At 73.7% G+C, this 18,763-nt stretch carries 17 protein-coding genes; 7 read left to right on the plus strand and 10 right to left on the minus strand.

Features of this window, described 5'->3' with window-relative positions:
• Positions 1–54 precede the first annotated feature (54 nt).
• Positions 55–822, plus strand: a complete 768-nt coding sequence (locus EV383_RS19220; protein ID WP_130291189.1) for an enoyl-CoA hydratase/isomerase family protein — start codon at positions 55–57, stop codon at positions 820–822.
• Between the two features lie 95 nt (positions 823–917).
• A complete protein-coding gene (locus EV383_RS19225) occupies positions 918–1,466 on the plus strand; it encodes a hypothetical protein (RefSeq protein WP_130291190.1) in 549 nt (182 codons plus the stop codon).
• A 16-nt stretch (positions 1,467–1,482) separates the two neighbouring features.
• Here the strand turns inward: EV383_RS19225 and EV383_RS19230 are convergent, their stop codons facing one another.
• Positions 1,483–2,298 carry an enoyl-CoA hydratase/isomerase family protein gene (locus EV383_RS19230; protein WP_130291191.1) on the minus strand — a complete coding sequence of 272 codons (816 nt, stop codon included), beginning with the start codon at positions 2,296–2,298 and terminating at the stop codon, positions 1,483–1,485.
• Between the two features lie 139 nt (positions 2,299–2,437).
• On the opposite strand from EV383_RS19230, the gene EV383_RS19235 reads away from it, so the two are divergent.
• Positions 2,438–3,595 carry an acyl-CoA dehydrogenase family protein gene (locus EV383_RS19235; protein ID WP_130291192.1) on the plus strand — a complete coding sequence of 386 codons (1,158 nt, stop codon included), beginning with the start codon at positions 2,438–2,440 and terminating at the stop codon, positions 3,593–3,595.
• 455 nt (positions 3,596–4,050) lie between these two features.
• Here the strand turns inward: EV383_RS19235 and EV383_RS19240 are convergent, their stop codons facing one another.
• The 3 genes from EV383_RS19240 to ctaC all read right to left on the minus strand — a co-directional run bounded on the left by EV383_RS19240 (position 4,051) and on the right by ctaC (position 7,011).
• Positions 4,051–4,953, minus strand: coding sequence for a hypothetical protein (locus EV383_RS19240; RefSeq protein WP_242623205.1), 903 nt, complete (start codon positions 4,951–4,953; stop codon positions 4,051–4,053).
• Between the two features lie 680 nt (positions 4,954–5,633).
• Positions 5,634–6,032, minus strand: a complete 399-nt coding sequence (locus EV383_RS19245; RefSeq protein WP_130291193.1) for a cytochrome c oxidase subunit 4 — start codon at positions 6,030–6,032, stop codon at positions 5,634–5,636.
• A 13-nt stretch (positions 6,033–6,045) separates the two neighbouring features.
• The gene (gene ctaC, locus EV383_RS19250) at positions 6,046–7,011 is read right to left on the minus strand and encodes an aa3-type cytochrome oxidase subunit II (RefSeq protein ID WP_130291194.1); all 966 of its coding nucleotides are present in this window, start codon (positions 7,009–7,011) and stop codon (positions 6,046–6,048) included.
• Between the two features lie 211 nt (positions 7,012–7,222).
• On the opposite strand from ctaC, the gene asnB reads away from it, so the two are divergent.
• Complete coding sequence (gene asnB, locus EV383_RS19255; protein WP_130291195.1) at positions 7,223–9,169, plus strand: asparagine synthase (glutamine-hydrolyzing); 1,947 nt, start codon at positions 7,223–7,225, stop codon at positions 9,167–9,169.
• Between the two features lie 69 nt (positions 9,170–9,238).
• On the opposite strand, the gene EV383_RS19260 is transcribed toward asnB, so the two are convergent.
• The 3 genes from EV383_RS19260 to EV383_RS19270 form a co-directional block, all read right to left on the minus strand.
• Positions 9,239–10,174 carry a carbohydrate kinase family protein gene (locus tag EV383_RS19260; protein WP_130294740.1) on the minus strand — a complete coding sequence of 312 codons (936 nt, stop codon included), beginning with the start codon at positions 10,172–10,174 and terminating at the stop codon, positions 9,239–9,241.
• A gap of 165 nt (positions 10,175–10,339) precedes the next feature.
• Positions 10,340–10,702, minus strand: coding sequence for a HesB/IscA family protein (locus EV383_RS19265; protein ID WP_130291196.1), 363 nt, complete (start codon positions 10,700–10,702; stop codon positions 10,340–10,342).
• Positions 10,703–10,913: 211 nt separating this feature from the next.
• Entirely contained in the window at positions 10,914–12,041 is a 1,128-nt protein-coding gene (locus EV383_RS19270) for a glycerate kinase family protein (RefSeq protein ID WP_130291197.1), read from the minus strand.
• Between the two features lie 36 nt (positions 12,042–12,077).
• Here EV383_RS19270 and EV383_RS19275 point away from each other — a divergent pair, with 36 nt between their 5' ends.
• Positions 12,078–12,755 (plus strand): DUF3043 domain-containing protein, encoded by a 678-nt coding sequence (locus tag EV383_RS19275; RefSeq protein ID WP_130291198.1) that lies wholly within the window; start codon positions 12,078–12,080, stop codon positions 12,753–12,755.
• A 6-nt stretch (positions 12,756–12,761) separates the two neighbouring features.
• Here EV383_RS19275 and EV383_RS19280 read toward each other — a convergent pair whose 3' ends face one another.
• Positions 12,762–13,385 (minus strand): VOC family protein, encoded by a 624-nt coding sequence (locus tag EV383_RS19280; RefSeq protein WP_130291199.1) that lies wholly within the window; start codon positions 13,383–13,385, stop codon positions 12,762–12,764.
• Between the two features lie 121 nt (positions 13,386–13,506).
• Here EV383_RS19280 and EV383_RS19285 point away from each other — a divergent pair, with 121 nt between their 5' ends.
• Together EV383_RS19285 and EV383_RS19290 are read left to right on the plus strand one after the other, a co-directional pair.
• Complete coding sequence (locus EV383_RS19285; RefSeq protein ID WP_165438404.1) at positions 13,507–15,480, plus strand: bifunctional adenosylcobinamide kinase/adenosylcobinamide-phosphate guanylyltransferase; 1,974 nt, start codon at positions 13,507–13,509, stop codon at positions 15,478–15,480.
• Positions 15,481–16,368 (plus strand): adenosylcobinamide-GDP ribazoletransferase, encoded by an 888-nt coding sequence (locus EV383_RS19290; RefSeq protein ID WP_242623207.1) that lies wholly within the window; start codon positions 15,481–15,483, stop codon positions 16,366–16,368. It abuts the gene before it with no gap.
• 94 nt (positions 16,369–16,462) lie between these two features.
• On the opposite strand, the gene EV383_RS19295 is transcribed toward EV383_RS19290, so the two are convergent.
• Positions 16,463–17,581 (minus strand): branched-chain amino acid aminotransferase, encoded by a 1,119-nt coding sequence (locus tag EV383_RS19295; RefSeq protein WP_130291201.1) that lies wholly within the window; start codon positions 17,579–17,581, stop codon positions 16,463–16,465.
• 56 nt (positions 17,582–17,637) lie between these two features.
• Positions 17,638–18,756 carry a glycine cleavage system aminomethyltransferase GcvT gene (gene gcvT / locus EV383_RS19300; RefSeq protein ID WP_130291202.1) on the minus strand — a complete coding sequence of 373 codons (1,119 nt, stop codon included), beginning with the start codon at positions 18,754–18,756 and terminating at the stop codon, positions 17,638–17,640.
• Positions 18,757–18,763: the final 7 nt, after the last annotated feature.

Consider the following 18,763-nt stretch of genomic DNA (forward strand, 5'->3'; position numbering starts at 1 on the left):
CGGGAGCCGGCCCCGGGGCTGCGCGGCCCCCGGTGTCGGTGATTGGCTGGCCCGATGGAGTTCGTCGACGTCGACCGGACCGGGTCGGTACTGATCATCACGCTCAACGACCCGAAGCGGCGCAACCCGCTCTCGTCCCGGATGCGCGAGGAGCTGCTCACCGTGCTGGGCGACGCCCGCGACGACGACGCCGTGCGCGCGGTCGTCCTCACCGGCGCCGGCGGGTTCTTCTGTGCCGGCGGCGACATCTCCAGCATGAACGACGACCGCCCGACCGGGGTCTACCGTCTGCACCTGCTCGGACGCGTCGTCGAGGCGCTGGTGACCCTGCCCAAGCCGGTGATCGCGGCCGTCGAGGGCGGGGCGTACGGCGCGGGCCTGTCGCTGATGACGCACTGCGACCACGTCGTCGTCGCCGACGACGCCCGGCTGTGCTCGTCGTTCGGCGCGCTCGGGCTCGGGACGGACGGCGGTCTGAGCTGGTCGCTGCCGCGCCGCGTCGGACAGGGGCGGGCGGCCGAGATGGTCCTGTTCGGGGAGGTCGTCGACGCCGCACGCGCGGAGCGGATCGGGCTGGTCGAACGCGTCGTGCCGAGCGGGAGCGCCCGAGACGCGGCGCTGGAGCGGGCCGCGCTGCTGACCACGAAGTCGCGTCCCGGTCTCGCCGCGAACAAGGCGACGCTGGGCGCCGCCGACTTGACCGGGCTGCGCCGGGTGCTCGAGGAGGAGACCCGCCACCAGCTGGAGCTGATGTCCGGCGCCGACTTCGCCGAGGGCGTCGCCGCCTTCCGCGAACGCCGCACGGCCCGCTTCGAGGCCTGACCCCACCTCCGCGGTCGTCCACCGGTGACAACGGTTCGGTTACTGTTCGCCACCCCTGGTGACCGAGCGTGTTTGTCGATCACTAGGCTGCGCCGATGAACGCGCGCACCCGACGTCCCGTCCGGCTGACGACGCTGCTGGTCGCGGGCCCGTTGCTGGTGGGCGTGCTCGCCGGGTGTGCCGGCACCGACTCCGCGTCGCCGAACCAGCCGGGCGGCGCGATCGACACCGCGGGCGCCCCCGCCCAGGCCTGCGCCCTCGTGCCGGCCGAGGAGATCCAGGCCGGCACCGGGATCGGCGTCGGGGACGGCACGCCCGGCGGGGACGACGCCCGCTCGACCTGCACCTACGCCGCATCCGGCGCGGGCCCGGGCCTGACCGTCGGCGTCGAGACCGCCGACCGGTTCGCCGACAAGGCCGAGAGCACCCAGCGCTCGTCCGGGGTCCCGGCCGCGGACATCGCCGACGTGGGCGAGGCCGCCCGGTTCTACTTCAGCACCACGCAGCTGCCCACCGGACTGGGCACGCTGGTGGTCCGGGGCGACGACATGACCGTCGACGTCACGGTGCAGGGACTGACCGACCCGTCCCGTTCCCGCGAGACCGCCACGACGGTCGCCCGCACCGCCCTGGACAACGGCTGAGTCGACGCCGGGGCCGCTACGCCTGGGGCCCGCTGAAGTTCGGCGTGCGCTTCTCCCGGTGCGCGGCCACCCCCTCGGCGACGTCGGGCAGCCCGAAGCCGTAGAACTCCAGCGCGAGCGACGCGTCGAACGACGGCCCGGCCACCCGGTACCAGCTGTTGAGCGCCTGCTTGGTCCAGCTGATCGCGCTCGGCGCACCGGCGGTGAGGCTGCGCGCGACCTCCAGCGCGGTCTCCTGTACCTCCTCGTCGTCGACGCACAGCGAGACCAACCCGATCCGCTCCGCCTCCTCGCCGGTGATCGGCTTGCAGGTCAGCAGGTAGTACTTGGCCTTGGCCATGCCGCACAGCAGCGGCCAGCAGATCGCGGCGTGGTCGCCCGCGGCGACGCCGAGACGGGTGTGCCCGTCGACGATCTTCGCGGTGCGTGCGGCCACCGAGACGTCGGCGAGCAGGCCGATCGCCAGCCCCGCCCCGACCGCCGGGCCGTGGATCGCCGAGACCACCGGCTTCGAGCAGTTGATCACGTTGTAGACCATGTCGCGGGCCTCGCGCAGCACCCGGGTGCGGACGACGGGGTCGGCGACCATCTCCTCGATCATGTCGAACGCCCCGCCCGCGGAGAACGCCCGTCCCTCGCCGCGGACCAGCACCGCGCGGACGGTCGGGTCGCGGTCGATCACCGGCCAGATGTCGGCGAGCTGCTGGTGGGCGTCGGCGCCGACGGCGTTGAGGTTCGGCCCGTCCAGGACGATCCGCAGGATCCCCTCCTCCGGGCGTTCGACGCGCAGGGCGGTGAAGGGTGCGTACCGGTCGGGGGTCTCAGAGGTCATGGGCCGCACCGTAGGCCGAACTCCCGGCAGTGATCCACCCCGCGGAGACTCGCGTCGCGGGCGCGGGCATGGTGGGCTACCGACGAGTAGTGGCGACGGCGGCGACTCCGCCGCGACGTGAACGAGAGCGAGGACCACCGTGGATCCCTCCGACCTGCAGGACGTGCTGGACTCGGTGCGCGACTTCATCCGCACCGAGGTGGTGCCGGCCGAGGAGCAGATCGAGGCCGACGACGCCGTCCCGGAGCGGATCGTCGCCCAGTGCAGGTCGATGGGCCTCTACGGCTTCACCATCCCCGAGCAGTACGGCGGCCTCGGCCTGACCGTGAGCGAGGAGGTGCGACTGGCGTTCGAGCTCGGCTGGACCACCCCCGCGCTGCGCTCACTGTTCGGAACGAACAACGGCATCGCCGGGCACGTGCTGATGGAGGGCGGCACCGAGGAGCAGAAGGCCGAGTGGCTGCCCAAGCTCGCCAGCGGCGAGGTGACGGCGTCGTTCGGGCTGACCGAGGCCGACGCCGGGTCCGACCCGTCGTCGCTGGCCACCCGGGCCGTCCGCGACGGTGACGAGTGGGTCCTCAACGGCTCCAAGCGCTACATCACCAACTCCCCCGTCGCCGATGTGATCATGGTCTTCGCGAAGACGAACCCGGACGTCGCCGGCAACCGCGGGATCTCCACGTTCCTGGTCCCGAAGGGCACCCCCGGGCTCTCGATCGGTCCGAAGGACCACAAGATGGGCCAGTTCGGTGCCTGGACCGCCGACGTGTACCTCGACGACGTCCGCGTCCCGGCCTCCGCGCTCGTCGGCGGCCCGGACGGGGTCGACACCGGGTTCGTCACCGCCGCCAAGTGCCTCGCGCACGGACGGCTGCACATCGCCGCCGTCTGCGTCGGGATGGCCGACCGGCTCGTGCACGAGTCGGTCGAGTTCGCGAAGACCCGCGAGCAGGGCGGCAAGCCGATCGCCCGGTTCCAGCTGGTCCAGGGCCTGATCGCGGACTCGGTGACCGACCACCGCGCCGGCCGCGGCCTGGTCCTCGACGCGGCCCGGGGGTTCGACGCCGGCACCGACCGGGTCTCCGGTCCGGCCACGGCCAAGTACTTCTGCTCCGAGATGGTCGGGCGCGTCGCCGACCGCGCGGTGCAGGTGCACGGCGGTGCCGGCTACATGCGCGGGGTGACCGTCGAGCGCTTCTTCCGCGACGCCCGCCTGTTCCGGATCTACGAGGGCACCAGCCAGATCCAGCAGGTCATCATCGCCCGCGACGCCCTCGGAAAGGCGGCCCGCGCCTGACGTCCCACCAACGGCGCCGGGTGTCCGCGACGCCCAACGCACCCGGCACCCGGCACGCGGCGCCCCGAGGGGTCCCCTCGCGGCGTCCCGCGCCCAGAGGGGTCCCCTCGCTCACCGCGAGGCCCCGACAGCTCCCCTCGGGGCCTCGCCGCCCGTCGGCGCGGCCGCGCCCGACGTCGTCTCCCGTGTCCGGAAGGGTCCCCTCGCTCACCGAGGGGTCCCGAAGACTCCCCTCGAGACCTCGGCAGGTGCGCCGCCGCCGGCCCGTCGGCGCACCCGACGCCGGACCACGTCCCAAGGGGTCCACTCGCTCACCACAGCGTCCCGAAGGCTCCCCCAGACCCCGTCAAACCGTCGGCCCGCCGGGACAGCCGGCCGCGCCCGACAACGACTCCCGTGTCCGTAAGGGTCCCCTCGCTCACCGAGGGGTCCTGCAGGCTCCCCTCGTGACGCGATCATGGTTCGGCGGGGACTGCTGTGAGGGCTGGTGTGGGGAGCAGCGCGGCCTGCTCGTGGCACCGGTGCAGCTCGGCCAGGACGTCGCGCGGACGGGTGCGGAGGTCGCTCGGAAGTGTCTGCATCACCACGACGCCCTTCGCCATCATCGAGGACCGCCGCCGGACCGTTCGTGCGTAGTCGGCGGGGCTCAGGTGGTACTCCACGGAGTCGATCTCCCAGGCGAGTCCGACGTCGTCGAACCACGCGTCGGGGAAGGCGATCAGATGCCCCTCGTCGTCCTCCAGGCGCGGGTTCCACAGCGGCGCGGTCAGTCCGCTGCGCAGGACGAGCGCCCGGGCCTCGGCCTCGGCGACCGACCGGACCCCGTCGGAGATCTCCCGGAGCACGTCACGCACGATGGCGGTCCCCCGGCTGCTCCCCCGTTCCAGCTCCTCGACGAGCTCGGACACGGTGCACCGCCCGCGCTGGACGACCTCGGCGACGACGGTCCGGACCGCGTTGCGATCGCGGGACCGTCGGGCGAAGTCGCACACCGCCCGTGGGATCGGAGCCAGCGGCCACCGGCCCGGCTCCGGGTCGGGCAGCCGATGCGTCCGTTCCAGCAGCGCGACGCCTGCACCGGCCCGTCGTCGGGCGTGCGGGACCAGGACGTGGATCGGGCCGAAGGGCGCCGGGGCGTTGCGGAGACCGTGCAGCGCCAGGGCGTCCAGCCCGGTCAAGACCGCGCCGGGACCGGCGTGGAGCAGCGACGCGTGCCGGTGGTCGTCGCGCGTCGGCGGCCCGTTGCCGAGCTTGACGATGCCCAGCGCCAGGCTGCTCCACGGCCCACCCGGACGGCACCGCCGCGACACCGTGCGCCGGTGCAACCCGAGCGCTTCCAGCATCGCGACGGTGACCACGTAACCACCGCACAGAGCCGGCAGATCGTCGATCCGTGGACCACGACGTCCGCGCGTACTACGTACATCGACCATGCCGACAGCCTCACCCCGGCCAGGGTGGACCGACCCCACGATCTCGCCGCTGTGGACGCGCCGACCAGGTTGTGGACAGGCCTCCCATCACAGGTCCCGGAGGATCCCCTCGCTCGCCACGACGTCCCCGAGGTTCCCCTCGGGCTCCGGCTGACCCGCGCCGAGCGACGGGGTCGGAGCCCGAGGCCGGCTCCCCCATGTCCTGAGGGGCCCCCTCGCTCACCACGGAGTCTCCGAGGATCCCCTCGGGACGCGGCTGCCTCCGTTGGGAGTCCCGAGGGCCGCGGCCTCCGGGTCGCGATCGGCGTCCCACGGGGTCCCCTCACTCACCGGGACGTCCCCAGGGCTCCCCCTGGGGCCTCGCCGACTCCTCCGGGGCGCACGAGGCCGGAGGCTCCGGGTCGCCACGGTGTCCCATGGGGTCCCCTCGCTCACCACCGGGTCCCTGGGGTTCCCCTCGGGACGCCCGGGGTCCGGGCGCGGGGCGCGGCGGGGAGGGGCGCGGCGGCGCGGGCGGGTCGCGGCGGGTGCAGGGGCGGGCCTGCACACGACGACGCCCCCTCGGCGGACCGAGGGGGCGTCGTGAGGTGCGGGGTGCGTGCGGCTCAGTGGTCCGCGGGCCGGATGTGGTACTCGAACACCAGCCCACCGATCGCACCGAGCAACAGGATGCCGGCGATCACGATCAGCCACACGTAGAAGAACGCCAGACCGATCCCGACCAGGGCGGCCGCACCGGCCATCATCACCGGCCAGTAGCTGCCCGGGGAGAAGAAGCCGACCTCGCCGGCGCCGTCGGAGACCTCGGCCTCGGCGTTGTCCTCCGGGCGCTCCTCGAGACGGCGGGAGACGAACCGGAAGTACGTGCCGACGATCAGCGACAGGCCGCCGGTCAGGAACAGCGCGGACACGCCGACAGCCTCACCGGCCAGGATCGTGTAGACGATCGCGCACAGGAAGAAGAACCCGGTGCAGAGTTCGAAGATGCGGGACTCGATCTTCATCTGTCGACCCCTCTCAGCCGTTGGCCTGCGCGGCCAGCTGCCCGCGCTCGGTGGTGAACGGGTAGGTGGTGACGGCCTCGGGGGCGCACCACTGACCGCAGTTCAGCGCGGCCAGCGCCTCACCTGCGGTGTAGGGGAGCCGGGTCTGCGGATTGTCCTGCTTGCGCAGGGCGATGTAGCGGTCGAACAGCTCCGGCGAGATCGCCCGGACCTCGAAGTTCATCTGCGCGTGGTAGGAGCCGCAGAGCTCGGCGCACCGGCCGACGAAGGCACCCTCGCGCTCGATGTTGTCGATCACGTAGGTGTTGTCCTGCTCGTTCTTCTCCGGCATCGGGAAGACGTCGCGCTTGAACAGGAACTCCGGCACGTAGAACGAGTGGATGACGTCGTTCGAGGCCTGCGTGAACTGGATGCTGCGGTCGGTCGGCAGCACCAGGATCGGGATCGTGCTGCTCGTGCCCAGCGTCTCGACCGGGCGTCCGTCGGAGGCCAGCTGGTTCGGGTAGTCGAACCGCCAGTTCCACTGGAACCCGGTGATCGCGACCTGCACGTCGGCGGGGCGCCCGTTCGACGGGTCCGTCTTGTCCACGTAGTTCTGGACGTTGACGGTGAACCCGAACAGGACCGCGACGATGACCGTCGGGATCGCGGTGAACACCAGCTCGACCGGCAGGTTGTACTGCGTCTGGCGCGGCAGCGAGCCGTCGTCGTCCTTCTTCTTGCGGTGCAGGATGATCGCCCAGAACATCGCGGCCCAGGTGATCACGCCGACGATCAGCGCGGCGATCGCCGAATAGGTCCACAGGTTCCGCATCGACTCGGCCTCGGGGGTCACCCCGACCGGCCAGCCGAACCGGATGACCTCCTCCACGGAGCATCCGGTGAGCGCGGGCACCGCCAGCGCGGCCACCACACCCAGCTTCGCCACCCGGACGAAACGGGAGCGGGTGGACCCCGTCGCGCGTTCTGCTCGGCCCACTGCGCGCCGCCTTCCTGACGTCTGTTCTCACTGCGCCGTTCACGCATCGTTGCTGCGTGCACTGCTTGTACGGTGGGGGCGACAAGATCACGCACTGCGCGACTTTCGACCTCGCGTAGAGACTAGACGAACGAGGCCCACCACGCGCTCCCCGGGGTGCCACACCCGGGGCGTTCACGACCCGTTCAGGCGACTCTGCATACTGATTCGTGTGTGCGGACTGCTGGGACTGCTGACCGCCGGGGCGGATGCCGCCACCCGGGTGGAGCCGATCGCCGACGCGCTGCGGTGCGCTCGTCATCGGGGACCGGACGAGAGCGGGACGTGGAACGACCACGACCTGGTCCTCGGGTTCAACCGACTGTCGATCATCGACGTCGACCATTCGCACCAACCCCTGCACTGGGGACCGGTGCCCGGTGAGGACACGCGCTACACGATCGTCTTCAACGGCGAGATCTACAACTACCTCGAGCTGCGCGAGGAGCTGATCGAGACCTTCGACGCGGCCTTCGCGACCGAGGGCGACGGCGAGGTCATCGTCGCGGCGTTCCACTACTGGGGCCCCGACGCGGTGCAGCGCCTGCGCGGCATGTTCGCGTTCGCGATCTGGGACGTGGTCGAGCGCGAGCTGTTCGTGGCCCGCGACCCGTTCGGCATCAAGCCCCTGTTCCTGGCCACCACGCCGGCCGGCACGGTCTTCGCCAGCGAGAAGAAGTCGATCCTGGCGCTGGCCCAGAACATGGGCATCGGCCTGGACCTGGAGCCGGCGGCGCTGCAGCAGTACCTGACGCTGCAGTACGTCCCGGAGCCGTGGTCGCTGCACCGGATGATCTCCCGCGTCGAGTCCGGCACGCACGTCACGGTCAGCCCCGCCGAGGAGCCGGTGCACCAGCGCTACTTCCAGCCGAAGTTCCTGTCCCTGCCCTCGCACGCCCCGGCCAGCGCCGAGGCCGAGGCGATCGTGCACGGCGAGATCGCCGACGTCCTGCGCGACTCGGTGGCCAAGCACATGCGCGCCGACGTGACGGTGGGTGCCTTCCTCTCCGGCGGCATCGACTCCACCGCGATCGCGGCGCTGGCCAAGGAGCACAACCCGAACCTGATCACCTTCACCACCGGGTTCGAGCGTGAGGGCTACTCCGAGGTCGACGTGGCCGCGGAGTCCGCCGCCGCGATCGGCGTCCGGCACGTGGTCCGCACGGTCAAGCCGGACGAGATGATGGAGGCCCTGCCCCTCATCGTCTGGTACCTCGACGACCCGGTGGCCGACCCCGCGCTCGTCCCGCTGTGGTTCATCGCCCGCGAGGCCCGCGAGCACGTCAAGGTCGTGCTCTCCGGTGAGGGCGCGGACGAGCTCTTCGGCGGCTACTCGATCTACCGGGAGCCGCTGTCGCTGGCCCCGTTCGAGAAGGTCCCGGGAACGCTGCGGCCGCTGATGCGCCGCGCGTCGCGCAAGATGCCCGAGGGCATGCGGGGCAAGGACCTGCTGCGCCGCGGCTCGCTCTCGCTGGAGCAGCGCTACTACGGCAACGCCCGGATCTTCCGCGACGACCAGCTGCACGAGGTGCTGCGCGGCTACGACCCTCGCGTCAGTCACGTCGACGTCACCGCCCCGCACTACTTCGCCTCGCGCGACTGGGACGACGTCGCGCGGATGCAGCACGTGGACCTGTTCACCTGGCTGCGCGGCGACATCCTGGTCAAGGCCGACAAGATGACGATGGCGCACTCGCTGGAGCTGCGCGTGCCGTTCCTGGACCCGGAGGTCTTCGACGTCGCGTCGTCGCTGCCGCAGGCCCAGAAGATCACCCACGGCGCGAACGGCACCACCAAGTACGCGCTGCGCCGTTCGCTGGAGGGGATCATCCCCTCGCACGTGCTGAACCGGCCCAAGCTGGGCTTCCCGGTGCCGATCCGGCACTGGCTGCGTGACGAGATGTACGCCTGGGCGCGCGACATCATTCAGGAGTCCGGCGCCGGTCACCTGATCGACCTGCAGGCCGTGCACCGCATGCTCGACGCGCATCGGTCCGGCCCGGTCGACCACAGCCGCCGGATCTGGACGATGCTGGTCTTCCTGCTCTGGCACGGCATCTTCGTCGAGCGCCGGATCACCCCCGAGATCCCGACGCCGCACTACCCGGTCAAGATCTAGGACCTCCACCGACGACGAACGGCCGGTGACCCTCGCGGGTCACCGGCCGTTCGTGTGTTCCGGGCGGGGTCAGGCGGGCAGGACGGCCTGGATCTCGTCGGCGGCGGCGTCGCCGTAGGTGTCGCGCAGGCGGGTCAGAGCGGCCTCGCGGTCCCAGGTCCACTCCTGCGGGCCGTCGGACTCCAGCACGTAGGTCGCGATGAGCGCGCCGAGCTGGGCCGAGCGCTCCAGGGACAGGCCACCGTTGAGAGCAGTCAGGAAGCCGGCGCGCCAGGCGTCGCCGACACCGGTCGGGTCGACGAGCTCGGTCGGCGGGACGACGTCGACGCGGGTCTCGGTGCCGTCGCGCTCGACGATCACCACGCCCTTCTCGCCGTAGGTGGTGATCCGGGTGTCGACCTTGCTCGCGATCTCCTCGGCGGTCCAGCCGGTCTTCTTGAGCAGCAGCTCGTACTCGTAGTCGTTGGTGACCAGGTACTTGGCGCCCTCGATCAGTCGCCGGACCTCGGGGCCCTCCATGCGGGCCAGCTGCTGCGACGGGTCGGCGAGGAAGGGGTAGCCCTTCTCGCGGCACTCGTCGGTGTGGCGGACCATGGCGTCCGGGTCGCTGGCGCCGATTAGCACCAGGTCGAACCCGCCGACGCGCTCGGCGATCGGGGCGAGCTCGATCTCGCGGGACTTCGCCATGGCGCCGGTGTAGAAGGATGCGATCTGGCGCATGTCGTCGTCGGTGGTGCAGGTGAAACGTGCGGTGTGCACGTCGTCGAAGGTGGAGACGCCCGAGGTGTCGACCCCGACGTCGTCGAGGAGCTTCTTGTAGTCGGCGAAGTCCGGCCCCACCGCACCGACGAGCACCGGGGCCTGGCCCAGCACGCCGAGGGCGAACGCGATGTTGCCGGCCACGCCGCCCCGCCGGACCACCAGCTCGTCGACCAGGAAGCTGACCGAGATGCGGTCGAGCTGATCGGCGAGCAGCTGCTCGGAGAACTTCCCGGGGAAGTGCATGAGGTGGTCGGACGCGATGGATCCCGTTACGGCAATAGGCACGTAAGGCACCCTACGACAGAGAACGGGCCCCGTCAGGATCGAAGAGATCATGACGGGGCCCGTTCGGGTCCCTGACCAGGTCCTTCCGGACCTGTGAGGACTACGACAACCGGCGGACTCGGATCAGTTGAACGAGTCACCGCAGGCGCACGAGCCGCCCGCGTTCGGGTTGTCGATCGTGAAGCCCTGCTTCTCGATCGTGTCGACGAAGTCGATCTGTGCGCCCTGCAGGTACGGCGCGCTCATCCGGTCCACCCCGACCTTGAGGCCGTGGAAGTCCTTGAACAGGTCGCCGTCGAGCGAGCGGTCGTCGAAGAACAGCTGGTACCGCAGACCGGCACAGCCGCCCGGCTGCACCGCGATCCGCAGGTGCATGTCGTCGCGGCCCTCCTGCTCGAGCAGGGCCCGCGCCTTGACGGCGGCCGCATCACTGAGTTCGACGCCGTGCGTCTCGGTGGTGGTGTCCACCGTGTTGTCTACGGTCATGACTCTCCCAACAACGTGCGGAACGGAACTTGTTCCCGGCGGACGCCGGTCTCGTCGATCGGATTCCGTCCGGTTCTCGGCCCTGACGTCCTGTGACCATGGTATGCCCTTCCGGCCCCTGCGGGGGGAGGCGAGGGCCATCCCATCCGTCTCCACGGCCCGGTGACGTCGCTCACCGCTCCCCCGGCGGGCCCGCGCGGGACCGCCGACGTCAGCGGCTCCAGCGCCGGGCGACCTGCGCGGCCAGCGACGCGAGCGTCCCGGCCGGGTCGGCGAGCGAGGCCTCCAGACCGGACTCGTCGGCGACGGCGTAGGTGGCGTCCACCCCCGCGGCACCGGCCTCACGCCGCCCGACCGACACCTGACCGGCCAGGACCAGGCACGGCATCCCGCGGTCCGCGGCACCCCGGGCGACCGCGGTGACGAGCTTCCCGCGCAGCGACTGCCAGTCGAAGCTGCCCTCGCCGGTGACCGCGAGCCCGCCGGACGCGGCCGCGGCGTCCAGCTCGGCGTCCAGGCCGGTCAGCGTCCGCACCAGGCCGGCGCCGGACTCGCGCCGGGCCCCGAGCGCCAGCAGCGCCGCCCCGAGACCGCCCGCGGCCCCGGCGGCGGGCTCGTCGCGCACATCGGTGCCGGTCGCGGCGTCCAGGACGCCGGCGAACACCGCGAGCGCGGCGTCCAGCTCGGCGACGGCGGTGGCGTCGGCGCCCTTCTGCGGGCCGAACACCGCGGCGGCGCCGTGCGTGCCGAGCAGCGGGTTGTCGACGTCGGCGGCGGTGACCAGCTCGATCCCGTCCAGGTGCGGGACCGGTCCGAGCGCGGCGCAGCGGGCCAGCGGGGCGCCGCCGTCGGGCAGCGGGGTCCCGTCCTCGCCGAGGGGGACGGCGCCGAGCGCGGCCAGCATCCCGGCGCCGCCGTCGGTCGTGGCCGAGCCCCCGAGCCCGACGACGATCCGCCGGGCCCCGGCGTCGCGGGCGGCGGCCAGGAGCTCCCCGACGCCGCGGCTGGTCGCCGAGCGGGCGACGTCCGGGGTCCGCCGCTCGCGCGGCACGTGGTGCAGCCCGCACGCGGCGGCGGCCTCGAGGTAGGCGGTGTCGCCGACCCGCAGCCAGGACCCCGTCACGGTGCCGCCCAGCGGGCCGGTCACCGGCAGCTCGTGCAGCGTGCCGCCGAGCGCGGCCTGGAGCACCTCGGCGAAGCCGGTGCCGCCGTCGGCGAGGGGGACGACGCGCACGTCGTCGGCGGGGGCGGCACGCCGCCAGCCGGTCGCGATCGCCTCCGCGGCGTCGCGGGCACTGAGCGTCCCGCCGAAGGAGTCCGGAGCCACGACCACGCGCATGACGCGCAGGCTAGCCGCGCCCGTACTCTGGGACGCGTGAGGTTCCTGCGCCGCTCCGAGAGCACCGACGCCGAGTCCGGCACGTCGACGACCACCACGGGCGACAGCGCCGGGGGCACCGCCGTCTCGGAGTCCGAGGCGGAGGTCCGCTCGCGCACGCACACCACGCCCGGCAAGGGCCGCGCGACCCCCAAGCGGCGTGAGGCCGAGGCCCCCGGACGCCGTCGTGGCCCGGCCCCGCCCCCGCCGCGGACCCAGCGCGAGGCGTCCCGGCTGGCCAAGGCGAACCGGCCCCCGAAGGAGGACCGGCGCAAGGCCGCCGCGGAGCGCCGCAGGCGGATGGACGCCGGCGACGACCGGGTGCTGCTCCCCCGCGACCGCGGGCCGGTGCGGGCCTACGTGCGCGACGTCGTCGACTCCCGGCCGCACGTCATCGGGTTGTTCCTGCCGCTGGCCGCGCTCGTCGTGATCGCCGCGCTGGTGCAGGTCCCGGCGGTGCAGCAGTACGTCACGCTGTTCACGTTCCTGATGCTCGCGGTGATGCTGGTCGAGGGCACGCTGCTCGGGATGTCGGTGACCCGCAAGGCGCGCGCGAAGTTCCCGGACGAGACGATCAGCCCGTTCGGCACCGGGTGGTACTCGTTCTCCCGGGCGACCCAGCCCCGCCGGATGCGCGTGCCCAAGCCGAGGGTCGAGCGCGGCGCGCAGGTCTGAGGCGGCTCAGACCAGGACCTTCTCCGTCCCGTCCGCGAGCACGATCCGGGCGGTGAGCACCGGTTCCGCCGACTCCCCGACGACGACGTCGGCGGTGTCCGCGCCGAGCGCCCGCAGGATCGACCGCACGCGGTCCGGTTCCGGGTGCCCGATCGTCAACCCGGCGAGCCGGGCGCCGTCGTCCAGGGACGCGGTCGGGTGCGGGGTGGAGCCCCAGTCGATGACGAACGGGACGACGCCGCCGAGGTCGTCCGGCGGGAACGCCAGCGTCCAGGCCAGCAGCTCGCCGTCCGGGCGCCGGCGCGACATCGCCCGGCCCGGACCGGGGTCGTGCCCGGCGTCGCGGGCCGCGGCCAGGGCGGCGTCGAGGTCCGGGACGCGCACCGCCCAGGTCAGCAGGCGCGGCGCGGCCAGGGTGTCGATCCGGAACGGCCGCGGCGAGTCCGGCTCGGGCTGCTCCGGGTCGGGGCCGACGACCTCCAGGTAGCGCCCGTCGCCGAGCCCGGCCAGGTGGTTGCGGGTGCCCACGCCGACGTGCGGCCCGCCCTCGACGAGCGCGATGCCGTCGGCGGTCAGCGCGGCGACCGAGGACGCCAGGTCCGGGGTGGCCAGTACGAGGTGGTCCAGCACTCTGTCGACGGTAGTGCCCTCCCCTGCGCGCGAACGCCTCCGGCCCGGCGGGTGGCGCGTCCGGAGTGACGATCACTGGTCCGGGTGCGAGCCCGGGGAACGGATCCGCGACGATGGTCGTGTGAGCTCCCCTGCACCGCGGCGCACGCTCGTCCTGGGCGGCACCCGCTCCGGCAAGTCCGCCTACGCCGAGGGCCTGCTGGCCGCCGACACCGCCGTCCGCTACGCCGCCACCGCCCGCCGCGTCCCGGGCGACGACGAGTGGGACGCCCGGATCGCCGCGCACCGCGAACGGCGTTCCGCGTCCTGGCAGACGATCGAGTCCCCGGACCTGGTCGGCGAGCTGTCCGGCCCGGGCCCGGTCCTGGTCGACGACCTCGCCACGTGGCTCACGAACGTCCTCGACGACGCCTCGGCCTGGACCGAGGACACCCTGCCGCCCGCGGTGACGCGTCGCGTCGAGACCCTCGTCGACGCCGTGCGCCGGACCCGCGGACGGGTCGTGCTCGTCTCGGCCGAGGTCGGGCTGGGTGTCGTGCCGGAGACCCGCGCCGGCCGGGTGTTCCGCGACCAGCTCGGGATCCTGAACTCCGCGCTGGCCGCCGTCTGCGACGAGACGGTGCTCGTGGTCGCCGGGCTCGCGGTGCCGCTGTCGTCCCTGGCCGGAGATCCGGCCGGCGCCCCCGCTCCCGTGGCCGCCGCGGTGGCCTCCGCCGCGACCCCGCCCCCGGACCAGACAGCCTCCCCGGCCGCGAACGGTGCGGGTACGGCGACCCCGAGCCGGCCCGTCGGCGCGCGTCCGGTCATGCCGGCTCCCGCGACGACCGGGTCGGCGACGACCGGCTCCGGGACCTCCGGCGCGGCGGCGTCCGGTTCCGCGGCGTCCGGTGCGTACAGCGGGGCGACGGCCGGTGGCGCGGCGGCCGTCGGTGGCGCGGCCGGCGCCGCCGTGGCCTCCTCGACGGCGACCCCGCCGTCCACCGCCCCCGTCTCCACCCCGGCCGGCGGGTCCGAGCCCGCCGTCGTCGCCCCGGCCGACTTCGAACCGCTGAGCCCGCAGCCGGTCGGACGGCCGGACGTCGCCGCACGTCGCGAGGCCGTGGCCCGGATCGCCTCGCTGGCGGTGCCGGTCGGCGGGCTCGGTGAGCTCGGTGAGCTGGGCGCGTGGCTGGCCGCCTGCCAGGGCGAGTGCCCGCCGCGGCCGCCGGTGCAGGCGCGGGTGCTCCTCGTCGCCGACGACCACGGGATCGCCGAGGCCGGCGTCTCGGCCTACCCGGCCGAGGCCGGGCGGGCCCGTGCGGCCGCCGCACTGGCCGGGACGCTCCCGGTCACCATCGCCGCACGTACCGCGGGCGCCGCCGTCCGCACCGTCGACGTCGGGCTGTCGGTCCCGGTCACCGACGGCGACGCCGGCGAGCACGTGATCGCCCGCGGGTCCGGGCGCATCGACCGGGCGGACGCGCTGACGTCGGAACAGACCGAGCGCGCCTATCGCACCGGCCAGCGCCTGGCCGACGAGGAGATCGACGCCGGAGCCGACGTGCTCGTCCCGGCCTCGCTCGCCGTCGCCGCGACCACCCCGGCGTCGGTGCTGGTCGCGGCCCTGACCGGGGCCGAGCCGGTGGCCGTGATCGGGCGCGGCAGCGGGATCGACGACAACACCTGGATGCGCAAGGCCGCCGCCGTGCGCGACGCGCTCCGTCGCGCCCGCGAGCACCTGCGCGACCCGCTGGCGCTGCTGCGCACGGTCGGCGGGAGCGACATCGTCGTCCTGGCCGGGTTCCTCGCCCGGGCCGCCGACCGGGGCGTCCCGGTCGTGCTCGACGGCCTGGTCGTCGGGGCCGCGGCGCTGCTGGCCGAGGAGCTCGCCCCCGGTGCGCGCGAGTGGTGGGTCGCGGCGCAGGGCTCGACGGAGCCGGCGATGACACTCGTCCTCGAGCACCTGAGCCTGACCCCGGTGCTGGGCCTGGGCCTGCGCACCGACGACGGCACCGCCGGTGTCGCGGTGCTGCCGCTGCTGGTCACCGCCGCCCGCCTGATCGCCGAGACCGGGACCGCCGCCGACACCGGGATCGTCCGTCTCGGGACCGCCTGAGTGGGTCCCGCCGACCCGGACCCGGACCGACTCCCACCCGAGCCCGGGCCGGGGTCGGGCGCGACCGCACCGGCACGGTCGTTCACGGCCGGGCCGCTGCTGGCGGTGAGCTGGCTGACCGTCGTCCCGGCGCGCGTCCGCACCGGCCCCGACGGGTCGCTGCCGGTGGGCGCGGCGGCGTCCGCCCTGCGCTGGGCACCGGTCGTCGGCATCGGGCTCGGGCTGGCCGGCGGCGGGCTCCTGCTGGGGCTCACCGCACTGGGCGTGTCCCCGGTCGTGGCCGGCCTGCTGGTCGTCGGATTCTGGGCCCTGGCCACCCGCGGCATGCACATCGACGGCCTGGCCGACACCGCGGACGGGCTCGGCAGCTACGGGCCGCCCGAGCGGGCGCTGCGGATCATGGCCGACGGCGGGGCCGGGCCGTTCGCCGTCGTCACGCTGATCGTGGTGCTGGGAGTGCAGGCGGGCGCGCTCGCCCAGCTCGCCGCCGCCGGTCCGGTGCCGGTGCTGGCCGGGTGCGCGCTCGCCGCCGCGACCGGGCGTGCCGGGTTCTGCTGGGTCGCCCGGCGCGGGGTGGCCGCGGCCCGCCCGGGTGGCCTGGGTGCGACGGTCGCCGGCTCGCAACCGGCGTGGGTCGCGCCGCTGTGGGGTGTCGTGCTCGCGGTGGCCGCCGCACCGCTGCTGACCGCGCCGATCACCGGCGGGTCGACCCACCACGTCACGACGGCGTTCTCCGCGTCGGTCGGCGTCGCGCTCGCGGCGGTGCTGGTCGTCGGGCTGGCCGCGCACACCCGCCGCCGGTTCGGCGGCATGAGCGGCGACGTCCTGGGAGCGGCGTGCGAGCTCGGGTGCACCGCCGTCCTGGTGGTCCTCGCCGCCGCGCGCTGAGCCGTCCCACGCCGAGCGCACTCATGGAGCTTTCGTGTCGTGACGCCGAGCGAAAGCTCCACGAGCGGCGCGGACGGTGGGCCCGCGCCGGGACTCAGACGGAGGCGGGGGCCTTCACCAGCGGGTACATCCACCCGTGCTTGTCCGGTGCCGCGCCGCGCTGGATGGCGGTCAGTCCCTCGCGCAGCCGCAGCGTGACCGGGCCGGGCTCACCGCCGCCGATCTGGACCTCGCCGCCGTGGTGCCGGACGGTGCCGATGGGCGTGATCACCGCCGCGGTGCCGCAGCCGAACACCTCGGTGAGCAGCCCGTTGGCCGCGCCGCCCAGCCACTCCTGCCCGGCGATCCGCCGCGAGATGACCGTGATGCCCATGTCCTCGGCCAGCGTCATCAACGAGTCGCGGGTGATCCCCGCCAGCACGCTGCCGCGCAGCTCCGGGGTGACCAGCTCGGTCTCGCCCTCGGAGCTGAAGACGAAGAACAGGTTGTTCGAGCCCATCTCGTCGATCCAGGTGCGCTCCTCGGCGTCGAGGTAGGCGACCTGGGAGCAGCCGTGCTCGGCGCCGATGGACTGCGGCAGCAGCGACGCGGCGTAGTTCCCGCCGCACTTCGCGGTGCCGGTGCCGCCCAGCGCGGCGCGGGTGTACTCGGTCTCGAGCCAGACGTCCATCGGCTTGACGCCGCCGGAGAAGTACGGCCCGGCCGGCGAGGCGATCACGGCGTAGAGGTACTCCGACGACGGCCGCACGCCCAGGCCGACCTCGGTCGCGATCATGAACGGGCGCAGGTAGAGCGAGTCCTCACCGCCGGCGGCGGGCACCCACTCGCCGTCCACCGCGAGCAGCTCGGACAGCGAGGCCAGGAACAGCTCCTCGGGGAGCTCCGGCATGGCCAGGCGGGCGGCCGAGCCCTGGAAGCGGCGCGCGTTGGCGTCCGGGCGGAACGAGGCGATCGACCCGTCGGGCTGACGGTAGGCCTTGAGGCCCTCGAAGATCTCCTGGCCGTAGTGCAGCACCATCGACGACGGGTCCAGCACGAGCGGGCCGTAGGGCACGATCTCGGGGTCGTGCCAGCCCTGGCCCTCGGTCCAGCGGATCGTGGCCATGTGGTCGGTCATGTACCGGCCGAACCCGGGATCGGCGAGAATCTCGGCGCGCCGCTCCGGCGACGCGGGCGCGGGATTCATGGTGACGGCGAAGGACGGCGCGCTCATCCCCCGACGGTATCCCGCGCGCCCGCGGAGCAGTAGTCGGATACCCGTCCGAGGTGTCAGCGCACGTGCGAGGTCACGAACGGCGGCTTCACCACATCGGCGGCCAGGGCCCGGCCGCGCACCTCGATCTGCACCGCGTCGTCCGGCTTCACGCCCGCCTCGGTGTCGACGAGGGCGAGCGCGATGCCCGTCCTCAGCGTCGGGGAGAACGTGCCGGAGGTGACGACACCGATTGGCTCGCCGCCCCCGGCCGGCAGCACCGACATCCCGGCGCGCGGCACCCCGCGGCCGGTCGCGCGCAACGCCCGCAGGCGTCGTGCCGGGCCGCGCTCCCTCTCCGCCGTCAGCGCCTCGCGGCCCCAGAACGCGGGCTTGTCCCATCCGACGGCCCAGCCGCTGCCGGCCTGCAACGGGCTGATCTCCTCGGAGAGCTCGTGGCCGTGCAGCGGGTAGCCCATCTCGGTGCGCAGCGTGTCCCGCGCGGCCAGGCCACAGGGGCCGCCGCCGACGGCCCGCACCCCGTCCAGCAGCGCGTCCCACATCGCCGGGGCGGCCGCGGCGTCGAGGACGATCTCGTATCCCAGCTCACCGGTGTAGCCGGAGCGGCAGACGCGGACGGCGCCGCCCTCGAGGTCGCGGAACGCCATGTAGTCCAGGCCGTCGATCTCCCCAGCGGCGTCGCCCAGCGCGGCGGCCAGCGCCTCACCGGCCCGCGGTCCCTGCACGGCGAGCACGGCCAGCTCGCGGTGCCGGTCGGTGACGGTGACGCCGTCCGGGGCGCCGTCGAGCAGCATCTCCACGATCCGGGTCGAGTTGGCGGCGTTCGGGACGAGCAGGACCTCGTCCGGGCCGGCGAGGTAGGCGATCATGTCGTCGATGACGCCGCCGTCGGCGTTGCAGGCCAGCGTGTACTGCGCCCTGCCCGGGCCGATCTTCTCCAGGTCGGCGGTGAGGCAGGCGTTGACGTGCGCCGCCGCGCCGGGACCGGACACCGGGACGGTGCCCAGGTGGCTGACGTCGAACAGCCCGGCGCTCTCCCGGACCGACGTGTGCTCGGCGACCGTGCCGGCCGGGTAGGAGATCGGCATCGACCACCCTCCGAACTCCCCCATCGTGGCGTCGAGGGCGGTGTGCCGGTCGTGCAGCGGGCTGGAGATCAGGTCGAGGTCCGTCACGGGGTCA

The organism is Pseudonocardia sediminis (genome assembly GCF_004217185.1).
GTDB lineage: Bacteria > Actinomycetota > Actinomycetes > Mycobacteriales > Pseudonocardiaceae > Pseudonocardia > Pseudonocardia sediminis.